The following is a 22,040-nucleotide window of genomic DNA, read 5'->3' on the forward strand; positions in this document are numbered from 1 at the left end:
GAGATAATATGTTTAAATGGCTTAAGCCTGCACCAGTAATTGAGCGTTTGCCAGCGAATATGATTGACAAATTATACACAATACTACGTATTCGTGTGTTACTTGGAATTTCGGTTGGATATGCAGCGTATTATTTAGTTCGTAGTAACTTTACGTTATCTAGTACGTACTTAATAAAAGAATTTGGTTTTACTACAACGGAATATGGTTTATTAGGTTCCGTTACAGCGATTGTATATGGACTAAGTAAGTTCTTCATGGGAAATTTATCAGATAAAGCGTATGCGCAGCGCTTTATTGCGGTTGGTTTATTCATATCAGCAATTGTAAATATTTGTCTTGGTTTTGCGTCTTCATTTGGCATGATTTTAACATTATTAATATTCAACAATATTTTCCAAGGTATGGGAGCTCCTCCTTGTAGTACGGTAATGACGAAGTGGTTCTCGAAGAAAGAGCGCGGTACAAAAACAGGACTTTGGAATATCTCACATAATGTTGGTGCGACGCTTGTAGCACCACTTGTTGGAATTGGTATTGGTATTTTCGGTGAAAGTCATTGGCAATCCGCTGTGTTTATCTTCCCAGCGATCATTGCGATGGTCATTTCAGTTCTTATGTGGATCAATGCGAAAGATACACCAGAATCTGTCGGTCTTCCACCAATTGATGAATATCGCAATGATTATGAAAATCTTGAGAAGGCAGACAATGCCGACAAAATGTCACCAAAAGAAATTTTGATGAAATATGTAGTGAAAAACAAATTTATTTGGTATTTATGTATTGCGAACGCATTTGTATATTTAATTCGTTTCGGCATTATTAACTGGGTACCAATCTATTTAACGACGGTTAAAGGATTTACAAAAACAGAAGCGCATGCAGCGTTCTCTATTTTCGAAGTAATGGCAATTCCAAGTTCATTAATCGTAGGTGTGTTAAGTGATAAGTTATTTAAAGGAAAACGTATGCCGCTATGTGTGTTTAGTATGGCTGGTGTTGTTATTGGAACGATCGTATACTGGCAAGCAACGAACATACTTGTTGTAAGTGCGGCTGTTTCGATTATTGGTTGCTTAATTTACGTACCACAATTTTTAATCGGTTTAAGTGCAATGGAATTAGTACCAAAATTCGCAGTAGGTACAACAGTTGGTATGTGCGGCTTGTTCGGTTATTTAGGCGGAAGTTTTGTTGCAAGCGCAGTGATTGGTGTTATCGTTGATCGCTCTGGTTGGGACGGCTGTTTCATGCTATTAATAGCAGGTGGTATTTTATCTACTGTATTCTTATTCATGGTTCAATTTGGTCATGAGAGAAAGTTGGCTAAGAAGTAAACTGCTTAATCGTTTTAAAGAGGAGAATCCATCAATTGATAGGTTCTCTTTTTTTAATCAAACGTTTGTTTAAAGTATATTCCCCCTCGTAGGTTGCTGTTATGCAGAATGAAAAGTGACCTGAACTCGCTGAGGATACTGAAAAAGAAAAAGAAGATAACTCCCTATTGTATATAGGGGATTATCTTCTTTGGTTTAAAACCTCGCTATGCGTGGCCAGATGCTTTCGCTCCCCTAAAAAGAAGGGGGCTTTTAGGTTAATTTTTAAACTTGTATAAGTTATTCTTTAATTTTAAATTGCGAAAGCAATCCTTCTAAATCTTCAATTTGTTTCTTAACTTGCATAGATTGATTCGTTATTTCAGTAATGGATGATGCCTGTGTTTGAATTGCTTGTACAGTCACATTCGTATCGTTTTCTACTTTTGTAGAAGTTTCGGATACTGCTGATAATGAAGCGTTAATTTCTTCTGTCCCAGCAGCCATTTCTTCTGTTGTAGCTGATACTTCTTGAATTTGCTGTGCTATCTTATGAACGTCTGTCATGATTGTTGAAAATGCTTGGTCTGCTTCATTAGCAGCATTGCTTCCTTGTTTTGCTTCTTCTTGCCCTTTTTTCATAATTCGAACGGTATCTTTCGTGTCTTGCTGGATGGATTTAATTAAATTATTAATTTCATTTGCAGATCGCTTAGATTGTTCAGCTAAGTCTCTCACTTCAGCTGCAACAACTGCAAACCCTTTTCCATTGTCCCCTGCGCGTGCTGCCTCAATTGCTGCATTTAAGGCAAGCAGATTTGTTTGGTCTGCTATATTTGTAATGGCATTTAATGCTTTATCGATCTCTTGCGTACGCATAACTAGACGTTCGATCACTGTAGATGTTTCTTCAACAACTTTATGAACATTATTCATTTGCGTAATAGATTGTTTGATTACTTTACTTCCACTGTCGATACGATTTGTTGTAGCAACAGATACTTCCGCAACGGTTGATGCAGATTCAGCTACTGTTTGAACTCCGTCTGCTACGTCATTCATTGCGATTGAACTTTCTTGAATACTCGTAACTTGTCCTAATATTTGTTTGTTCACTTCATGAATTATTTGCATAGCTTCATTAGAGATTTGAGATGCTTGGTTTGTATTTTTCAACATGCTTTCAGTTGAGGTAGTAACCTCTTGTGCTGTTACCTTTATTTTTTCCATTAGTTGTTGCAAGTTATCTAACATATGATTAAAGGAAGTAACGATATTTCCTAATTCATCATTTGCTTGATAAGAAGTACGTGTGACTAAATTTCCGTTTGCTACTTCTTTCATATCCTGTTGCAATAAAGTAATTGGACGTTGAATAGCAGATTTAATAATATATCCAATAAATATAATAACTGCAACCGATACCACTGAAATAACAATAAACATTAGTAATATAGTTTGCCCACTGCTGGCATTGTTTTTTTGTAATTGTTCTGCCTGATCACCATTATACTGAATGAGATCTTGAATTTTCTTACTTGATTTTGTCCTAGTCGACTCGACTTCGCTTACATAATAATCATAGGCAGCCGCTTGATTATTGTTCTTTACTAAGTCTTTCGCTTTGTCTATTTTTGTATTCAACTCATTGTAGCTTTTTTGAAAATCTTCATATAATTGTCTTTCTTCTTGTGAATGGATTTTAGCCTCGTATTTTTCTAGTAATTGATTATTATCGTTTCGTACTTTATCCATTTTAGATAGTATTTGTTTAGTTCTATCTTCATTATTTGAGACGATAAGTTCTACAAGGTTTTTATTATTATAATGAAAATTAGATTCTACAGACTCTATCAAGTAAATTGGAAGCAATCTGTCTTCATACATACTTTTAGCAGCTGTCCCTGTATGTATTAATCCTCTATATCCTATAATTGATAAGAGAATACATGCAATACTAGCCGTAATCATTAATATATTCAATTTTGTACTAATTTTATGGTTCCTGAAAAATAACATTATAATACACCACACCTTTCTTGTTTTATCTATATATTATATTACAGAGATTATTGTAAAAAAAAATAAAAAAGCGAAAAATTATAAACATTTTCCGCTTTTTTATAGCATGTGGCAGGAAAACCAAAAAGAGCAAACAAGTGCAGGTTCCTTTTTTCATAGTAGCAATCTATATGTAAAAAAATAAATTGGATTTATATATCATCTGAAGATATACTAACAATTAATAGTATTGAAGGCTACATGAAAGAACATTTTATCGAAAATTAAACAGCTTACTAGAAAAACCTGTATCGCGGAATTACTCAGTAATTCCACGATACAGGTTTCTTTTATAATGTTATAAAAAAATGCCTTCAATGTAATTTTTTCTAAAAATTACACAGAAAACAACAAATATTCTGTTTTTTATTTCTAAAAATTCATAATATTTACAAAACTATAAAAACAATATACATTTTAGTTGTACCAAAAAAATCCAAGCAAAGAGGAGATGGTTGTATGTTCAAGAAGTTAGTAGTAGGAGCATTAGCAGCTGGTTTTGCATTAACTGGAGGATTGGGAACAATATCAGCAAGTGCAGAAAAAGATTATACGATTAAATCGTTCGAGTATTTATCTGTAGATGAACAGAATGTGGGCACTTTGGCCAAAGTGAATAACCAATCTAACAAAGACATAAAAGTAACTATAGTTTTACCTAAACAGAATGACAAGGGAGATTGGTTAGCTTACGGTTTTACGAGCAAAGAAGCCTTGGATGCTTTTATTGAAAAAGATAAGAAAAGCTTTAAAAATGTAACACCGCCTCAACATGAAAATGTAATAAAGCCTCTAGGAAGCGGTCCTGGAAGTACCGATTTCTATGAGCATAGCAATAAAGGTGGACAGTATATTTATTGGAGCAGTGGATTTACAAACTTATCTTCTAGCTGGAATGACAGAATTTCCTCCTTAAGTACGGCGTCACCTTCTGCAAGCTATGCAACGACACTATGGGAGCATACTTCATCTCAAGGATATGGCCAAGGAGTCTTGTTTAGACATTATGAGTGGTATGGTAAAACTGCTAATATGGATGCGTTTTGGAATGATAGAGCTTCAGCAATTCAAATCACGAAGAATCCATGATAATAATAATAATAATGAAAGATTCCAATTGATCAAATAAAGAAGTTTTAAAAACACCTTTATTATTCGTAAACAAATAGTGAACCTTATAACAACCTACTTATAAAAAGAAAACCTGTATCAAGAATTACTCAGTAATTTCACGATACAGGTTTCTTTTATTATATAATCAACTACTACTTCATTTAATTTCGCAAAAATCCACCTTCTGAGTTCATCACTTGCCCCGTAATCCACTTCGCATCGTCACTCGCAAGAAATGCCACGATGCGTGCTGCATCTTCCGGCATACCGATGCGGCCCATTAAAAATTTAGGCAAAAGGTGTTTTCTAATTTCATCATTCATCCAAGTTGAATCCGTTGGTCCTGGGTTTACCGCGTTAACTGTAATTCCTAAAGGAGCAAGCTCTGCCGATAACGACTTTGTAAAAGCGGTAATCGCTCCCTTCGTTGCAGCGTATGCTAATTCCCCAATCATCGGTCCTAATTCTTGCCCGGATGTCATATTAATAATTCTTCCGCCATCGCTATTCGATTTCTCATAACGACGAGCAAATTCCACGCAAAGAAGAAAAGTTGCTCTCATATTCACTGTATAATGGTTATCAAGTATATGAGCATCTAACGCAGCATATCCATCACTTGTTGAATATGCTGCGTTATTCACTAAAATCGACAGAGAACCAAGCCGCTTTGAAACAGTCTCCATGATTGTAAATGCAGCATTTGCATCTGATAGGTCAATTTCTAAACCGTCACAGCGAACGCCGCATTCCAACATCTCTTTTTGAAATGTCTCTGGCCAACTAGCCTCAGACTGCCAATGCGTAAAGAAAATATCGATACCTTGAGAAGCCAATTCACGGCATATAGCCGCGCCAATCCCTCTTGGACTACTTACCCCTGTTATAAGAGCAACTTTATTTTGTACATTCGTCATTTTCTATTCCCCCTAATAAATAGGGACACGATGATATGTGTAAATAGAGATGTATTACTCTCATCACAAATAAAAGCCGATACACACAGGTATCCGCCTAGTAAATGGAACGATCACTCCACACCATGCATCCCTTGTATGATTATCTTCAATAAATAGACATACTTCACCCTTGATAGTTATAGGACAAGTATTCTATTCATTTCATTTCGTAATCATTACAAGATTTGCCACATGTAGAATCTCAATTCCCCTTTCATTACATCTCTACCATTATTATACTTTTATTGCTAGTAATAAGCAATCTATTGATTTATGAATGTGCCGATCGTTGCCTATCACCTCTCGTTCCATACTTACTCCTTTACTCGCTTTGCATAGGAATTTATCCGTCGCAAAGCGAATTCCAGTAATAAGCTGAATCTATGTTTGTTTATCAAGGGGGCTACGTCTATCTTCAATCCAAATCAAAAATCCGATTTTTAATAGAATCAATTTCATTCGCAGTCAACATGTAAGAAATATAAATGACAGGTGCCCTTGTATCTGATAATTGGCAGTTACTAATAATAAAATCATATTTCATATTATAATTTGGTATCCTATCTATATTTACATTTTCCCCTAAGCTTTGTTTTAACTTCCTATAAATAAGATTTTTTTCAACGGTAGTCCCAGAAAGTACAAGCACAATGTTGATTTCATTACAGATGGAGTTAAGAATGGCAGTTGCATGAGAGGCGATATATTTTATTTCATCTTTCGTAAATTGTTTATCATTGTTTGTTTCATTCCAACGGGAAATGAGAGATACATTTTCCTTATAATTTCGTAATAATATACTGTCCGAACAATGGATCGGATCAAAAATATGACTAATTGAGAAATTAAGCTCTCTGGAGATACATACCTTATAAAAATATGGAATGACTTCCACTGTTAATTTTCCCTTTAGTTCACTCGATAATGGATTGCCTATTAAAAGAGTATCAATGAAATTCATGAACTTTTTATAAATCTCCTGATTATATTCCCTTACATATTCAATCGTTACCTTTCCCTGTGAACCTGTGTTTATTAATCCAAAAAATAAAAATAAATGCAGGGCATCTCTTTCATACTTTGAAAAATCGATTTTATAATAATTCTCAATTTCTGTAATGATTTCATTGAGGCACTTTAATTGCTTGTCGCTATAGATAGGCATGCATGTTATCTCTTTCGATACACAATGTCTATTAAAAAATCGATTAATAAAAACAAACACAATACTGCGTAATAATAAAATATCCATAGGAACTTCGCTGTGATAGAGAATCGCTAACACTTTTTTTCTTAATTCAATCGGTATGAAAGGTTGATCTGAAAATTGTTGGGTAAAGTAAAAGAAAGCAATATAATAATATCTTATATTGATTTCATCTCCTTCTAGTTGAAGATCCCTGAATTTAATATTTAACCCGCTTTTATTTAACATTTTATTATAATCTTTTAAATGGGTTCTCAAAGTTAACTTATTCATATATAAAATTTGAGACCATTTTTCTAATGTGTAATACTTATTATGAAAGATTTCTAACATCACCCTATAAAGAGTACTTTCTGTCAAATAAGAATCAATCACAGATAATACCGACTCTTCCACCGGTTTGATTAAAATGTATCCTCTCGTTTTCACACTAATAATTCCCCAGTTCTCAGGCAATTGCTTTCTTAATTGTGAAATATCATTCCTAATTGTTCGTGTCGAGCACTGCAACTGATCTGCAAGCTTTTGAGACGATACGAATTTTTTCTCATTATTTAAAGATTCGAGTATCGCAATTTGTCTTTTTATTGCTTTATCATCTATTAAACTACAAATAAAATTATGCATACATTTGCCTTTCCTTATAAACCACCTAAAATGTAAACATTAATTATAAATCAACATTGTTAATACATGCTAGTTATTAGGATTTTTTATGAATTGTTGATAATTTCCCCATAACATATTATGGTATTTTCTGGCCTTTTGTAGACTTTTCTGCCACTCAGCATACTATAAACACTACGCCCACAAATCAAATAAGGAAAACGCACTTTTTTTTCAGTTATTAAAGGAAAAAATACTAATTTTACACATTTTATGAAGTGATATCCTTATATCAGAAGAGTTATTTGACCAACTTTTCTATTCGTAATGTTATAACATGTATACTTGTTTGGTTCGAAACACGTCATCTAATCAAACAACATAAAAAGCCATGTTACTCTATTAAGGGTATCGTGGCTTTTTATGTTGGAGCTATATTATATAATGGAATTGAAGGCACTACATTCATAATAAAAAACGCGATCAATTTCTAATAATTATTTAGGAATTGATCGCGTTTTTTCAAATAATTGATAAATTCACTTCACTTCGTATTTCCAAACTTTTCAATGGTGTGCGTATCCATATTGTTATGAACAGTATTTACATTTCCTTTTAGCTTAAACGTACAAACACAGAAATATATAATCGAAAGAATAGATATACATATCCATAAATTATATACATAAGAAGTTTCCCATACACCTATAAGGGAAAGAAGAGCAGGGCAAGTTAGTGTAACCCATGACTGTACAAAAGCTATTTTTCCAATATAATGATTGATGTTCTTTTTCTGTGCATTCGAAATAAAAAATAAGAACCATAGAAATGCCCACATCAACCAAGTTAACGCATTAACGATATCATGAAAATGCATAATAGCTACAATCATGTAGAATAGTGCAATAATCGCTACCCAAAGAGAAAACCAGCCTAATCCATCACCCTTCAACCCTGCAATGAAAGTAACTCCTACATATAAATAAGTTAAACCAAATAAAAAAGTAGCTGCATATAAATAGACTGTCCAATTACTTTGATCAGATACTACAATTAAATAGAAAGGAATCATAATTTGCAATATACCTACAAATATATTAAAAACACCTGCACTCTTTTCGTCCGCTTTTCCTAGCATCACAAGGCTATTTAAAAAGAGCGCTGCACCAGAAAGCAATAATCCAACATTACCCATATATATTCTTGTGAAAAACAATACTGTTTTTCACAACGATACCTCCTCACATCATACATTCATTTTTTCATAGTTTTAACAATAAAAAGCAATTCCTCTTCTCCAATAACATGTGAGAGGAACTGCTTGTATTTAGAAAAATTTACAACAGGCCGTATATAAATTTCCAATTAAGCGCTTCCAAAAAATATGCATTACGTTATGAAAACGATATCAATATAGTAACAGCATTCAATACAAAAGTAAATAATACAAAAAATAGTAAAATTTAAACGACCAAAATCAGCGCATACCCATAACTTTGTGTTCTTTCAATCAATACATCACTCCACAAACCGTCCATACTCCTTCAAAAACCTTAGCTTCACAACCCCAACAGGCCCGTTCCGATGCTTCGCCACATGAATTTCTGTCACATCTTTATACTCTGTTTCCAGATCATAATAATCCTCCCGGTACATGAGCATAATGATATCGGCATCTTGTTCAATCTGCCCTGTCTCTCTTAAGTCAGACAAAAGCGGGCGCTTATCGTTTCGCGACTCAACCGCACGAGATAGCTGCGACAGTGCTACGACGCACACATTTAAATCACGAGCGAGCAATTTCAGTTTGCGGGAGATTTCACTCATTTCTTGAAACCTATTTCCTCTATATTTTGAATCGCCTGTAATGAGCTGTAAGTAATCAATGATGACGAGCAGCTTTTTATTCGGATGCTTTCGTTTTAACTTGCGAACTTGCACCCAAATTTCTTGCGTTGTCACGCCTGCTTTATCGTAAATCTCTAGCGGCAAATCCCCAATTTCCGCAAATGCCTGGCTTGTTTTTTCCCAGTCTTCGATTGTAAAACGGTTCTTCGGATTTTTTAGCCTTTTTCCTGATACTCCGCCGGTACAGGAAACCATCCGTTTTAACAGTTGCTTATCGCTCATCTCTAAAGAAAACAACCCAACCGCTGCACCTGATTTTGCCGCATGAAAGGCAATATTTAAAGCAAACGCCGTTTTCCCTACGGAAGGCCGTGCCCCAATCACAACAAACTCGCCATCTTGCAAGCCGCACGTCATCTTATTTAAAGAAGAAAATCCCGTCTCAATACCAGTAAGTTCTTCTACGTCCTGATGAAGCTCTTCATATAAATCAACTAACGCATCCTTTAAATCAAAATCTAATGTACACTCCACCTCTTCTAGTTCACAAAGAGCTGTAATTGTTTCACCGATTACTTTTTCATCTTTCTCTGCTAGAAGTCGTTCACACATACTTTGCCCCATCATTCCGGCCCGGCGCATTTTCCAGGCACTCCGAACAAGCCCCTCGTAATAGGCGAAGTTGGCAGTCGTCGGCACGCTTTCGATAATGTTGACAAAGTACTCAATCCCGCCAATTTGCGCCAAAAAAGAAGGATCCATTTTCGAAACGAGCGTCACAAGATCAAGCGGCTGTCCGTCTTCCTCCACTTCCCGTATTACCTTAAATATCGCTTGATGCAAAGCCGTAGAAAAGTGGTGCTCCGTCAACCTACATTCTTTAATGAGTTCCCCGTCAAGGAGAAGTGATCCTAATACCGTCTGTTCCGCTTCGACGTTTTGAATACTCACGGACACCACCCCTTCTCTGCTAAGAACTTCTGCAACTCTTCTTCAGAAGGTACATTTTTCTCCCACTCTTCGCATTCCTCTAGAAACTGCTCCGTCTCCCGAACAAGAGACGATTCCTTCTTTCGAAACTTCACCGCCGCCTCCTCTACTTCACTCACCTTCGTATATCCCTTTCCGTGCCAATCTCGCAAAATCCCCTTCACATAAGCAAGCGTACGCTTATTGTTTTCATGAGCAATTTGAAGTGCCTTTAAGACGAGTTCCTCTGACAAATCATCTACCCACGCAGTCAGTTCCTCTGCCGTATACGGTGACAAACTGCCAAAGTTTTGTTCATAAAACGTGAATACATTGCTTTCCGAATCTATTTTTTCATCTGCTTCACAAATTTTATATTCTTCTTGAGACTCTTCAGCTGGCATACCGAAATGCGCTAACAACAGCGGAATGTTCATCTCTTCCTCTAGACATTTTTGAAGAAACATCTGAACAAATTGTTTACTTTTCACAGTCTTTAATTCACGAAGGACACATTTCTCAACGTTCGGACTTGTAATCGGATTATAACGAAGCCAATTTTGGATATATAACTCCTTCGTTTTCGCATCGTATAAGATCTTTCCATATTCAATAAACCGCTGCAGCAATTTATCAACTGTCTCCCGGTTGTAGCCTGTTTCCATCTCCGCCAAACGTTTTGGCAACGGATAAATACCACACTGCGTCGTTTTCGAACAAGTCAGCAAATATATGTAAAAATAGCGCTCCTCCGGCGTTAAGTCCAATACGAAATCATCTTGCCAAAAATTCACCTGTACATTTCGGTATACTGCCATATGTATTCCTCCCGTCTTTAAAATGCCGCTTCTTACTATATATAAGGAGGAAAGAAGGAATTTGGTAATTTAATTTTAAATTTTTTTGAAATTCTTGTAGTAGTATTTTTTGTTTTTGTTTTTTTGAAATTCTTGTAGTAGTAGTTTTTTGTTTTTATTTTTTAAAATTCTTGTAGTAGTAGTTCTTTTGTTTTATTAATGATTTATTACTTGTAAGGGGCCTAGTAGGGGTTTGGTAGGGGCTGTTAAGAGGGTTTCAATATGCTTTTTCAAAAAATGGGACATGAGTAAAAAGTACTCATGTCCCATTTTTTATACGTTTTGTTTCTGTTTTCGTAATGCTTTTGGAATATATACACAGAAAGGTTCACTTTCCATGTAATCTCCAGTCATGGCAAAAGCTCTAGAACGCGATCCTCCGCAAACATATCGGAACTCACAAATCCCACACTTTCCTTTATACTTGTCCGGGTTACGCGTGTGATTTTCCTCACTTCTTATTCATTATCTCTATGTTACATTGTTCTTGAGAATTAATATCATTTATTTCCGAGGTGAGAGTGATGACAAAGATAATTGATTTTAGTCAAACCGTTTGTGATTTGGCTAACAAATACCCTGAAATCATCCCTATCTTAAAAGAACTAGGCTTTGAACAAATAACGAAACCCGGAATGCTCAACACGGCCGGCCGTGTGATGACTATTCCAAATGGCTGCCGGATGAAGGGAATTTCGTTCGATGTAGTTAAAAAAACTTTTAAAAATAATGGATTTAACATTAAAGAATAAAGGAGAATTCTTATGAGCGAAATAATTAACAATCGTGAACAAGAAAGTATAAATAAATTTGAAAGACAGGCTATCTTAAAGGAAATTATTAAAGATCTTCATAATGGAAAAAGTGTGGAAAAAGTGAAGGCTCAATTTGAAGAAGCAGTTGGGAATATTACCGTCGCGGAAATTTCAAAGCTTGAGCAGGCACTCATGGAAGAAGAAGGAATTCCAGTGGAAGAAGTACAACGTCTATGCTCGGTGCATACAGCTATTTTTAAAGGTTCCATTGAAGAAATCCATCGATCTGATAAACCCGAAGATCAAGCTGGGCATCCAGTTCATACATTTAAGCTTGAAAATAAAAAAATTGATAAGCTTGTTAACTTCAAACTTCAACTTCACTACGAACGTTTCGAGAAAGAAGATAGTGAAGAAAACGTTTATAAACTAATCGAAGATTTAAATCTGTTGTTGGATGTAGATAAACATTACAGTCGTAAAGAAAATTTGCTTTTCCCTTATTTAGAGAAATATGGAATTTTCGGCCCAACACAAGTAATGTGGGGAATCGATGATGTCATTCGTAATGCCATTAAAGATGTTAAACAAACATTAACAAACTATAACGGAGATAAAAAGACGGTCTTAGACGGCATTTACTTTGTCATCCGTGAGGTAACTGAAATGATTTTTAAAGAGGAAAACATTTTGTTTCCAATGGCACTTCAAACTCTTACGGAAGATGAATGGATTAAAATCGCTCATGAAAGTGATGAAATTGGCTATTGCTTAACAGGTCCTGCGAGTGTATGGAAACCTGAAAGAAAAGCGGTGCAAGACCAGGCTATGTCTGAAGGATTCATTCGTTTAGAAACAGGCATACTATCTTTACAACAACTAGATATGATGTTGAACCACTTGCCTGTGGATATTACGTACATTGATCAGGATGATGTTGTACGCTACTTCTCTCATGGAAAAGAGCGAATCTTTGCTCGCACAAAAGCAATAATCGGCAGAACAGTTCAAAACTGCCATCCTCCGAAAAGCGTTCATGTCGTTGAAAAGCTCTTGGAAGACTTTAAATCTGGAAACAAAGATTGTGAAGATTTCTGGATTAAGTTCAAAGATAAATATGTATACATTCGCTATTTCGCTATACGGAGTGAAGATGGAGAATACATGGGCACCCTTGAATTCACACAAAATATCAATCCAATTCAAGAAATCCAAGGGGAAAAACGCATTCTCTCATAAAGTGAAACTCTTATCAGCCCTCATCAATCGAACTTTTATGGACTCCCCCACTTAACGTTTTTACTTTACTAAATGTTGAGGTGGGGGTTTTACTTGGTTTAGAAGCCGCACGAGGCCTCATCGACTTAGGACTTCCTATTATTGGTTAATCAACACACCTGGTACTGACCACTTCTACGCATGAATAAATCCTCTCGCCCCCAATTTTTAATTTGTCTTTATACTCTAAGAGCTAAATGTTGCATTACATCTTAATATAGTCATAAAATTAATCTGTAGTCGAAAGATATATAAAGAGAATGAAGAAAAAAGTAAAAACAAAAAATTAGAACAGGAAAATGGAGAGATGTATTAAATGTTAAAAATCATCAAACATTTAAAACCATTTGCTGCTTCCATCATTGCAGTTGTATGTTTGTTAACTGTGCAGGCAATATGTGATCTATCACTGCCAGACTACATGTCTAACATTGTCAATGTAGGGATTCAACAAAAAGGTGTCGAGAACGCAGTACCTGAAGTTATTCGTAAAAGTGAGATGGATAAACTTACACTCTTTATGAATGACAAAGAGAAGAAAAAAGTAGGTGACAATTATACACTTTTAGATAAGAACAATCTTTCTCAAAGTGAACTAAAAAATGACTTGAAAGATTATCCAAAGCTTGATAAAGAACCACTTTATAAGCTACATACAACGGATAAAAATACAATCAGTGAACTGAATGATATCTTTGGGAAACCGATATTAATTACAGAAGGAATTGAAAAAGGCGGCACTGACAGTAAAACACAGATGAAGCTTCCGCCAAATACCGATCCTTTCGCAGTCATTGCAAAACTGCCGCAAGATCAAATTGATGCGATGAAAGAAAAAGCAGATGAACAGTTTAAAAAGATGCCAGGCAGCATGGTAACACAGGCGGCCGTTTCGTTCGTTGAAAATGAATATAAAACGATTGGGATCGATACAGGTAAACTTCAATCCAATTATATTCTTTCTTCCGGCGGAAAAATGCTGCTTTTATCTTTAGTAAGTATGGCAGCTACCGTTATCGTAAGTTTACTAGCAGCAAAAGTAGCAGCTGGACTCGGCAGAGATCTTCGAAAGAAAGTATTCCGAAAAGTTACAAGCTTCTCGAATGCAGAGTTTGATAAGTTTTCCACTGCTTCTTTAATCACAAGAAGTACAAATGATATCCAGCAAGTGCAAACCCTGATGGTCATGATGCTTCGAATCGTCTTCTATGCACCGATTTTAGGCATAGGCGGCATCATTAAGGTACTTACTACAGACCTTTCCATGGGCTGGATTATCGCCGTTGCGGTGATCGCAATTTTAAGCTTAGTTATTGGTTTATTTAGCGTTGCCATTCCTAGGTTTAAAATGATCCAAAAGTTAGTTGATAAAATTAACTTAATCACGCGTGAATCGTTAACAGGTATGCTCGTCATTCGTGCGTTTAACAATCAAAAACATGAAGAAAAGAAATTTGAAAAGGGAAATCAAGATTTAACAAAAACAAATTTATTTGTAAGCCGTTTAATGTCATTTATGATGCCGATGATGATGTTTATCATGAATGCCGTTACTGTACTTATTATTTGGGTTGGAGCACACCAAGTGGATATGGGACATATGCAAGTTGGTGATATGATGGCATTTATGCAATATACAATGCAAATCATCATGGCCTTCTTAATGATCTCTTTTGTATCAATTATGGTTCCACGTGCTTCTGTATCTGCACAACGTATCGCAGAAGTTTTAGACACCGATATTACCATTCATGATGCAGCGGAGCCAAAAACATTCGCTTCAGACAAGAAAGGTTACGTTGAATTTAAAAATGTTAGCTTTAAATATCCAGGTGCAGAAGAAGATGTGCTTTCCAATATCACCTTTACTGCAAAACCTGGTGAAACGACAGCTTTCATTGGAAGTACAGGTAGTGGTAAATCCACACTAATCAACTTAATTCCACGCTTTTATGATGTCACAGGCGGCCAAATCTTAATAGATGGCACTGATATTAGAGAAGTATCTCAGAAGGAATTAAGAGAAAAAATCGGTTATGTACCGCAAAAAGGAGTTCTATTCTCCGGTACGATTGAAAGTAACTTGAAATACGGTAAGAAAGAAGCAAGTGAAGAAGAACTAGTAAAAGCGTCAGAAATTGCGCAAGCGATGGAGTTTATTAACGCAAAACCTGAAAGCTTCCATGCAGAAATATCACAAGGTGGTACGAACGTTTCCGGTGGCCAAAAACAACGACTTTCTATCGCGCGTGCTCTTACGAAGCAATCGGAAATCTTCATTTTTGATGATAGCTTCTCAGCTCTTGACTTTAAGACAGACGCAGCGCTTCGCAGAGCTTTAAACAATGACATTGCAGGAAGTACGATTTTACTTGTTGCGCAAAGAATCAGTACGATTATGAATGCAGATAAGATTATTGTACTGGATGAAGGAAAAATAGTCGGAACTGGTACTCATGAAGAGCTTATGGAGAACTGTGAAGTTTATAAGCAAATTGCTTTATCACAACTTTCAAGAGAGGAGTTGTCATCATGAGCGATAGAAAAATAGAAAATAGAAAACAAGGTGGCCCTGGTCCTGGCGGCGGTGGTCATATGGGCGGCGGCATGCAAAAGATTGAGAAAGCAAAAAACTTCAAAGGAACGATGAATAAGCTCCTTCAATACTTGAAGCCCTATAAATTATCAATCTTAATCGTTATCCTTTTCGCAATCGGTAGTGCAGCCTTTACAATCGTCGGTCCAAAAATTTTAGGAAAAGCAACAACAAAACTTTTTGAAGGACTCGTAAGCAAAGTAACAGGAGCACCAGGTGCCGCAATTGACTTTACTTATATCGGAAACATCGTCATTTTACTCCTTGGATTATATATACTGAGCGCTGCGTTTGGCATTATCCAAGGCTATATCATTTCTGGAGTAGCCCAAAAAGTATCTTATAACTTCAGAAAAGAAATTGATGAAAAAATTAACCGGATGCCGCTGAAATACTTTGATAAAACGACGCACGGAGAAGTATTATCGAGAGTTACAAATGACGTAGATACAGTGAGCCAAACGTTAAATCAAAGTATGTCACAAATCATCACATCGGTAATTACAATCATCGGTGTACTTATCATGATGCTATCCATCAGCTGGCAAATGACATTAGTGGCGCTTTTAATCTTGCCAGTATCGATGATACTCATTATGGCAGTCGTAAAACGATCACAAAAATACTTCAAATCCCAGCAAGAATATTTAGGACACGTGAACGGGCAAGTTGAAGAAATTTATAGTGGTCACAATATCGTTAAAGCCTTTAACAAAGAAGAAGAAGAAGTGAAAAAATTCGAAGAGGTAAATGACATCCTTTACCACTCGGCATGGAAATCGCAATTTTTATCTGGAATGATGATGCCGATTATGACGTTTATCGGGAATATCGGTTACGTCGCTGTATCGATTTTAGGTGGATGGCTTGCGGTAAAGAGAACCATCGCAGTTGGGGACATTTTAGCATTTGTGCAATATGTAAGAAGCTTTACACAACCAATCGCTCAAGTTGCGCAAATCGCGAACGTACTCCAATCGACAGCTGCAGCTGCGGAACGAGTTTTCGAGTTTTTAGAAGAAGAAGAAGAAATGCCAGAATCAGAAAATCCAGTGAAGCTGCAAAAAGTAAACGGAGAAGTAAGCTTCAAAGATGTAGAATTTGGATACAATCCAGATAAAACGATCATCAACAACTTCTCAGCTAACATCAAACCTGGCCAAAAAGTCGCAATCGTCGGCCCAACCGGTGCGGGTAAAACAACAATCGTAAAACTATTAATGCGTTTCTACGACGTAAACAGCGGTGCCATCTGCATAGACGGTCACGACATAAAAGACTTTACGCGCGAAGACCTGCGCAGCATGTTCGGGATGGTACTACAAGACACATGGCTATTTAACGGATCCATCATGGAAAACATCCGTTACGGCAGACTAGACGCAACCGACGAAGAAGTCATCGAAGCAGCAAAAGCCGCGCACGTGCACAGCTTCGTCAAAACATTACCAAACAAATATCAAATGGAACTAAACGAAGAAGCAAGCAACGTATCCCAAGGACAAAAGCAATTACTCACAATTGCCCGCGCCCTTCTAGCGGATCCGAAAATCTTAATACTCGACGAAGCAACAAGCTCCATCGATACGCGTACAGAAGTACTCATTCAAAAAGCGATGGAAAACCTGATGGAAGGCCGAACAAGTTTCATTATTGCTCACAGATTATCAACAATTCGTGATGCCGATCTAATCCTTGTGATGAAAGACGGGGATATTGTTGAGCAGGGTAATCATGAAGAGTTGTTGAAGGCTGAAGGGTTTTATGCTGAACTTTATAATAGTCAGTTTGAGAGTGCGGATGCTTCTTGAGGTTATAAACAACACTCCTCTATTTTTTGAGAGGAGTGTTTTCTTTTAGGAAGTTATATTTGATAATGAATTAATTTGTATAACTCATAAAAACGTAATAGTTAAATGTCATCCATACTTACAAATATAAGTCCTCTTCAAGTTTTCTACTCTCCGCTTTTTCCACTTCTACTTCAAGCGATTCAAGAAGAGTTTATAACAGAGAATGTTACCGCCTCAATCTTCATATTCCTTATATATCCCCCTATCCAAAATAGCAATCTTTATTTTATTTTTAATATGAGGAATTTCATCGTTTATTACTATTTTTCTTCCCAAAGTTGCAATTTGTTTTTTTATTGTGTATCGCACACTGGACTCATTAACTTTAGAACTAAATTCCATTTTTGATAATGTATATTCACTGTTGAAAAGAAAATAAAAAAGTGAACTACTAAAAATCATTCCCTTTAATATAAAAATTAATAAATCTTTAAACTTACTCACTCCCTTTCTAGCACTACTTTTGTTAAATTAAATACTTAGAAATAATTATTATTAACTAAAAATTAACATAAATAAAAATACCTTATAAGTCTAGAATTAAATTCTTTTTTATATTAAAATTTATATATACATACTTATATAATTAACTTCATTTACTATACATTTTGTTTATAAAACAGTAATAAACATTCTTATAAATACACGTACTCTCTTCTCATGCAATAACCTTTCTCTTATACTCTGCAAGGCTGCAACTGCATCACCTTGAGTACCACCAAAGCGTTTAACTTCACTTAATACTCTGTATACTTCTCTTATATATTCTGGACTATGATTACCAATATGTAGGGCTTCAGTAGTCACATAATCGTTCACTTTATATGGTAAAAATACCCCATTAGAAGCAGAATCATGATGTATCCCAAACTCTTCTAATAGCTCTTGTACCTGTCCCGCCCTTTTATCATTCCAAAGTGCGATGTGATGTGCAGCATTAGGGTACGGTGGTGGTTCAATTCCTGCATCTTTCAGCTCTCCTCGTAATTTTTGAGATGCTGTATACGAATCGGGATATTCTTTTTCCACATCTACTCTATCAAGAACTTTATCTGCGTAATCTTGAATTACTTCCTGTACATCCTTAACTCTAGTTTTTCCATCTGCTGTTTTAGAAAATACCATTGTATCTTCAGCTTGATTAAAAACAGAGGAATCCAAATTATGTCTTAGATTAAGTCCATTAGTATCGGCAAACGCCAGTCGATTTTCTAAACCTAAACTATCAGCTAAATTTGTAAAAGTTTGTTGTATACGTGGTGCCTTAATCTTAGTTACTTTTGCAAAATTGGTTCCTTTTATTATTGTAGTGACTTTACTAGTACCCTTATCTCCAAATAATGCTGTACCGATTTGCACATAAGTATATGATCCCCATCTTGCAATACTTTCTGCGTCTCCATTCAAAACATCCTTTTTAAAGGAATCTGATAAGACATTCCACATAGCAGGTAATGTCTCATCCCAATTTTCAATAGCATTCTTCATATTTTTCCATGTTTCCAAATCAAATAACTTTGGGACACCTTCTATTATAGCTCCAGCAACTTGCCCTGAACCAACATAAAAACCATTCCAAGCTTGCCCTAATTTCTCCAATATTGATTCTTCAGAGAGACTATCATTCATTTCACTATGTGCATCGGAAGTGTAAGCTTCACGAGCCTTATCCTCTGTAATCCTTTGAATAGGCCCCGTCCACTCCATATTCAATTCTTGCACACTAAATGTTCCACTCGCGGGACTGAAACCCTTCCCGCTTTGAACTTCCGCAAGGCCTTGCGCAATACTCGCAGCAAGTTGGAGTGCTGTATCATAGTTACTACTAGAAGTATAATTGAATTCACGCAGATGTTCTAACTTTTCCTGCAGCTTTCGTTTCATCGCATCAAAAATATGCACCATAGCTTGCATACCTGGAAGGGTGTTACCAATTACTTCAATACCTGCTCTCGTTCGGTCAATCCCCCGAATTTGTTCTAGTATTTCTTGTTCGATGATATCTGTTGAGGCTACTCATGATTGGAAAGGCATTATTTTGACGAATCAATTCTTCACATAAGTAAATGATTCCTTGCGCTAAAGGACGAAAGGTTTGAGCAAAGTAGGCTTTTGCACTGTCATAAGTTTGTCCTTGCAAAACGGCATCGAATACAAAAGCATCAATCGAATTGATAGCCTGTTCCATTCCTTGAAGTGCATAATTCGAAAGGGCAAATGGTTTTACAGCTAGTGATGCGTATGTAAGTGTGAGGTAAATCAATAACAAAAACCTCTACTAGTTTTCTAGTAGAGGTTTTGCTAGTTTTATCTGTAATCCAAAAGGTGTACTTTTCGTATATCCTTAAAATTATAATAATAATTCTTCCACACCTATGCCATCCACCAATAACGATTTCAAAGAAGATGATATTTTAATTGCTTCCTCGATATCTAAATCTCCAAAATCCACTGTATATAGTCCAAATTCGTCCTTTCCATTTGCATATAATAATACTTTTCCACCTTCATCGTCACCAATTGCAAGTGAGTTAGGTATATATTTTTGAATATTATGAGCTTCATTCATTTCTATACAATCCGATGGACTCCAAATACGGATATATATTTCATTATTTACATTAATCTCTGCATTTGTACAATGTTGAATTATCTCTAGATAATCTGAAGGAACATCTATTGGTGAAAAATCTTGTAATTCTTGAATCGATTCTTCAGTTGCTGGAGGTTCTTGAGTTTCTAATATGAAAATTGCATTTAAGTTCTCAAGTATACTCATTAATAATCAATCCTTTCATAATTCACTTTTAACTTATCAAGCATTTTATATTGTTGTTCTAAAGTTTCTCTAATCGTTTCCTTAGAAAATCCCGCTTGTTCAAAATCAGAAACCATATTCTTTAATTCATCTTGTAAAGTGGAACTCCATTTTCCATTTCTTAAAGCTACACGTTCATCACGTCTTAAGTTCTGTGCGTTAGTAATAATAGTATGGGGTAATCCTTTTCCTGTTTCAATTGTCACTGTCGGTGCAAGTTTTGGATCATATCCATACTGACTTAAATTTTCTTTCGCCCATTGTTGTTGTAGCCCATGATGAGATTGTAAATTCCCTCCATTTGGACCTCTTCCTTTTGGTTTAGGCATTGAATTTATATGTGTTTTATTGAAAAGTACATAATTCGGCTTAGCAGCTTTTACAGTTTTAACAGCACTAGCTGACATTTTTACACCTTTACCAATTTTCACCAACTTCCCAATTGGCGTAATACCTGCTACTACCATTCCTCCAGCCATAACTCTTTCCAAAGTATCGAGTTTTTCTCCAGTAGATGGGTCTACACCATCCCAAGCGCGTCGAACATCATATTCCCCACTTACTTCACCTGTAATGTCCCTTGCTAATTTTTTACCATCAAACTCTTCCTTCCCCGATTCTGATAAAATTTCATTGTTTATTGTTTCTTCTCCAATCAAATTACTATACGCAAGTTTATCAGCTTCACGAGCTCTATCCTCTGTAATCTTTTGAATAGGCCCTGTCCACTCCATATTCAATTCTTGTACACTAAATGTTCCACTCGCGGGACTGAAACCCTTCCCGCTCTGAACTTCCGCAAGGCCTTGTGCGATGCTCGCAGCAAGTTGGAGTGCTGTATCATAGTTACTACTAGAAGTATAATTGAATTCACGTAGATGTTCTAACTTTTCCTGCAGCTTTCGTTTCATCGCATCAAAAATATGCACCATAGCTTGCATACCTGGAAGGGTGTTACCAATTACTTCAATACCTGCTCTCGTTCGGTCAATCCCTCGAATTTGTTCTAGTATTTCTTGCTCGATAACATCTGTTGAAGCTACTCGTGATTGGAAATCGTTTGGAAAGGCATTATTTTGACGAATCAATTCTTCACACAAGTAAATAATTCCTTGCGCTAAAGGACGGAAAGTTTGTGCAAAGTAGGCTTTTGCACTGTCGTAAGTTTGCCCTTGCAAAACGGCATCGAATACAAAAGCGTCAATCGAATTAATGGCCTGTTCCATACCCTGAATCGTTGCAGTGCACATAGCATTCATACTTTGTGATTGGGAGCGCACTTCCCCTAGAAACATATTTAAACTCATGACTTCACCTCCGATGCTAACTTTTGGCGTTGGTGGTGAAGGCCATTTTCTAAATTGTTTAGGTTTTGTTTTTCCTTTAGCAACGTTTCTTTTTGCTCTTCTAATTCGTGGGTAAGCTTTCGCTCAATTTGCTGTGCATCTTGGCGGAGGTTATGAAAGAATTGTCCTAGTTCTCTATCGTTATGCCAACTTTCTAATATACGATCAAATAGACGATAGCTTTGACCTTTCCATTCATAAAAATCTGCTTCTGCTTGTTCTTGCCTTTGCATCGCACGTTGATTTTGATATTGGTCTTCAGATACAATTCTTAATTTATCATTTAGTTGATTGATTTGTTTTTGAATATCTTGGCTCATTTTTTCACTCCTACTTTTCTATGTTCGTGTAGGTTGCTATATAAATCAATTTTAATTTTTCGACATATAAGTTGCTGTTATGCAGACTGCAACACCACCTGTACTCGCTTTTTCCCTTTGTTTTAAAACATCGCA

Annotated in this window: 16 protein-coding genes and 2 pseudogenes; 6 read left to right on the plus strand and 12 right to left on the minus strand. The window is 36.0% G+C overall.

The window, feature by feature from the left end; genetic code table 11:
• The first annotated feature begins 8 nt into the window (after window positions 1–8).
• Complete coding sequence (locus Q9306_RS07350; RefSeq protein WP_306196811.1) at window positions 9–1,340, plus strand: MFS transporter; 1,332 nt, start codon at window positions 9–11, stop codon at window positions 1,338–1,340.
• Between the two features lie 279 nt (window positions 1,341–1,619).
• Here the strand turns inward: Q9306_RS07350 and Q9306_RS07355 are convergent, their stop codons facing one another.
• The gene (locus tag Q9306_RS07355; protein WP_306196813.1) at window positions 1,620–3,338 is read right to left on the minus strand and encodes a methyl-accepting chemotaxis protein; all 1,719 of its coding nucleotides are present in this window, start codon (window positions 3,336–3,338) and stop codon (window positions 1,620–1,622) included.
• Between the two features lie 501 nt (window positions 3,339–3,839).
• On the opposite strand from Q9306_RS07355, the gene Q9306_RS07360 reads away from it, so the two are divergent.
• Window positions 3,840–4,469, plus strand: coding sequence for a hypothetical protein (locus tag Q9306_RS07360; protein WP_306196815.1), 630 nt, complete (start codon window positions 3,840–3,842; stop codon window positions 4,467–4,469).
• Between the two features lie 185 nt (window positions 4,470–4,654).
• On the opposite strand, the gene Q9306_RS07365 is transcribed toward Q9306_RS07360, so the two are convergent.
• The 6 genes and pseudogenes from Q9306_RS07365 to Q9306_RS07390 all read right to left on the minus strand — a co-directional run.
• Window positions 4,655–5,410, minus strand: coding sequence for an SDR family oxidoreductase (locus Q9306_RS07365; protein ID WP_306196817.1), 756 nt, complete (start codon window positions 5,408–5,410; stop codon window positions 4,655–4,657).
• A gap of 457 nt (window positions 5,411–5,867) precedes the next feature.
• Entirely contained in the window at window positions 5,868–7,286 is a 1,419-nt protein-coding gene (locus Q9306_RS07370) for an AcpB/EbpR/MafR family transcriptional regulator (protein ID WP_306196819.1), read from the minus strand.
• A 523-nt stretch (window positions 7,287–7,809) separates the two neighbouring features.
• The gene (locus Q9306_RS07375) at window positions 7,810–8,460 is read right to left on the minus strand and encodes an AmiS/UreI family transporter (protein WP_306196821.1); all 651 of its coding nucleotides are present in this window, start codon (window positions 8,458–8,460) and stop codon (window positions 7,810–7,812) included.
• A gap of 323 nt (window positions 8,461–8,783) precedes the next feature.
• A complete protein-coding gene (gene dnaB, locus Q9306_RS07380; RefSeq protein WP_306196823.1) occupies window positions 8,784–10,064 on the minus strand; it encodes a replicative DNA helicase in 1,281 nt (426 codons plus the stop codon).
• A complete protein-coding gene (locus Q9306_RS07385; protein WP_306196827.1) occupies window positions 10,061–10,900 on the minus strand; it encodes a DnaD domain-containing protein in 840 nt (279 codons plus the stop codon). The genes dnaB and Q9306_RS07385 overlap by 4 nt, the downstream gene beginning before the upstream one ends.
• A gap of 312 nt (window positions 10,901–11,212) precedes the next feature.
• Window positions 11,213–11,377, minus strand: a pseudogene (locus Q9306_RS07390) (radical SAM/SPASM domain-containing protein); the annotation flags it as partial.
• A gap of 86 nt (window positions 11,378–11,463) precedes the next feature.
• Between Q9306_RS07390 and Q9306_RS07395 the strand changes: the two are divergent.
• The 4 genes from Q9306_RS07395 (at window position 11,464) to Q9306_RS07410 (ending at window position 17,379) form a co-directional block, all read left to right on the plus strand.
• Window positions 11,464–11,691 (plus strand): DUF1858 domain-containing protein, encoded by a 228-nt coding sequence (locus Q9306_RS07395; protein WP_306196830.1) that lies wholly within the window; start codon window positions 11,464–11,466, stop codon window positions 11,689–11,691.
• A gap of 12 nt (window positions 11,692–11,703) precedes the next feature.
• Window positions 11,704–12,933 carry a DUF438 domain-containing protein gene (locus tag Q9306_RS07400; protein ID WP_306196832.1) on the plus strand — a complete coding sequence of 410 codons (1,230 nt, stop codon included), beginning with the start codon at window positions 11,704–11,706 and terminating at the stop codon, window positions 12,931–12,933.
• A 355-nt stretch (window positions 12,934–13,288) separates the two neighbouring features.
• Window positions 13,289–15,508, plus strand: a complete 2,220-nt coding sequence (locus tag Q9306_RS07405) for an ABC transporter ATP-binding protein (RefSeq protein ID WP_306196834.1) — start codon at window positions 13,289–13,291, stop codon at window positions 15,506–15,508.
• Window positions 15,505–17,379, plus strand: coding sequence for an ABC transporter ATP-binding protein (locus tag Q9306_RS07410; protein ID WP_306196838.1), 1,875 nt, complete (start codon window positions 15,505–15,507; stop codon window positions 17,377–17,379). The genes Q9306_RS07405 and Q9306_RS07410 overlap by 4 nt, the downstream gene beginning before the upstream one ends.
• A gap of 216 nt (window positions 17,380–17,595) precedes the next feature.
• Here the strand turns inward: Q9306_RS07410 and Q9306_RS07415 are convergent, their stop codons facing one another.
• The 5 genes and pseudogenes from Q9306_RS07415 to Q9306_RS07435 all read right to left on the minus strand — a co-directional run bounded on the left by Q9306_RS07415 (window position 17,596) and on the right by Q9306_RS07435 (window position 21,905).
• Entirely contained in the window at window positions 17,596–17,865 is a 270-nt protein-coding gene (locus Q9306_RS07415) for a hypothetical protein (protein WP_306196841.1), read from the minus strand.
• A gap of 168 nt (window positions 17,866–18,033) precedes the next feature.
• Window positions 18,034–19,690, minus strand: a pseudogene (locus Q9306_RS07420) (AHH domain-containing protein).
• An 81-nt stretch (window positions 19,691–19,771) separates the two neighbouring features.
• Entirely contained in the window at window positions 19,772–20,200 is a 429-nt protein-coding gene (locus Q9306_RS07425; protein WP_306196843.1) for an SMI1/KNR4 family protein, read from the minus strand.
• Entirely contained in the window at window positions 20,200–21,546 is a 1,347-nt protein-coding gene (locus Q9306_RS07430) for a pre-toxin TG domain-containing protein (protein ID WP_306196846.1), read from the minus strand. Before Q9306_RS07430 ends, Q9306_RS07425 begins: the two co-directional genes overlap by 1 nt.
• The gene (locus tag Q9306_RS07435) at window positions 21,543–21,905 is read right to left on the minus strand and encodes a DUF3958 family protein (RefSeq protein WP_306196848.1); all 363 of its coding nucleotides are present in this window, start codon (window positions 21,903–21,905) and stop codon (window positions 21,543–21,545) included. Before Q9306_RS07435 ends, Q9306_RS07430 begins: the two co-directional genes overlap by 4 nt.
• Window positions 21,906–22,040 lie beyond the last annotated feature (135 nt).

The sequence above is a fragment of the Bacillus multifaciens genome, assembly GCF_030756675.1.
In the GTDB taxonomy this organism is placed as follows: Bacteria; Bacillota; Bacilli; order Bacillales; family Bacillaceae_G; genus Bacillus_A; species Bacillus_A multifaciens.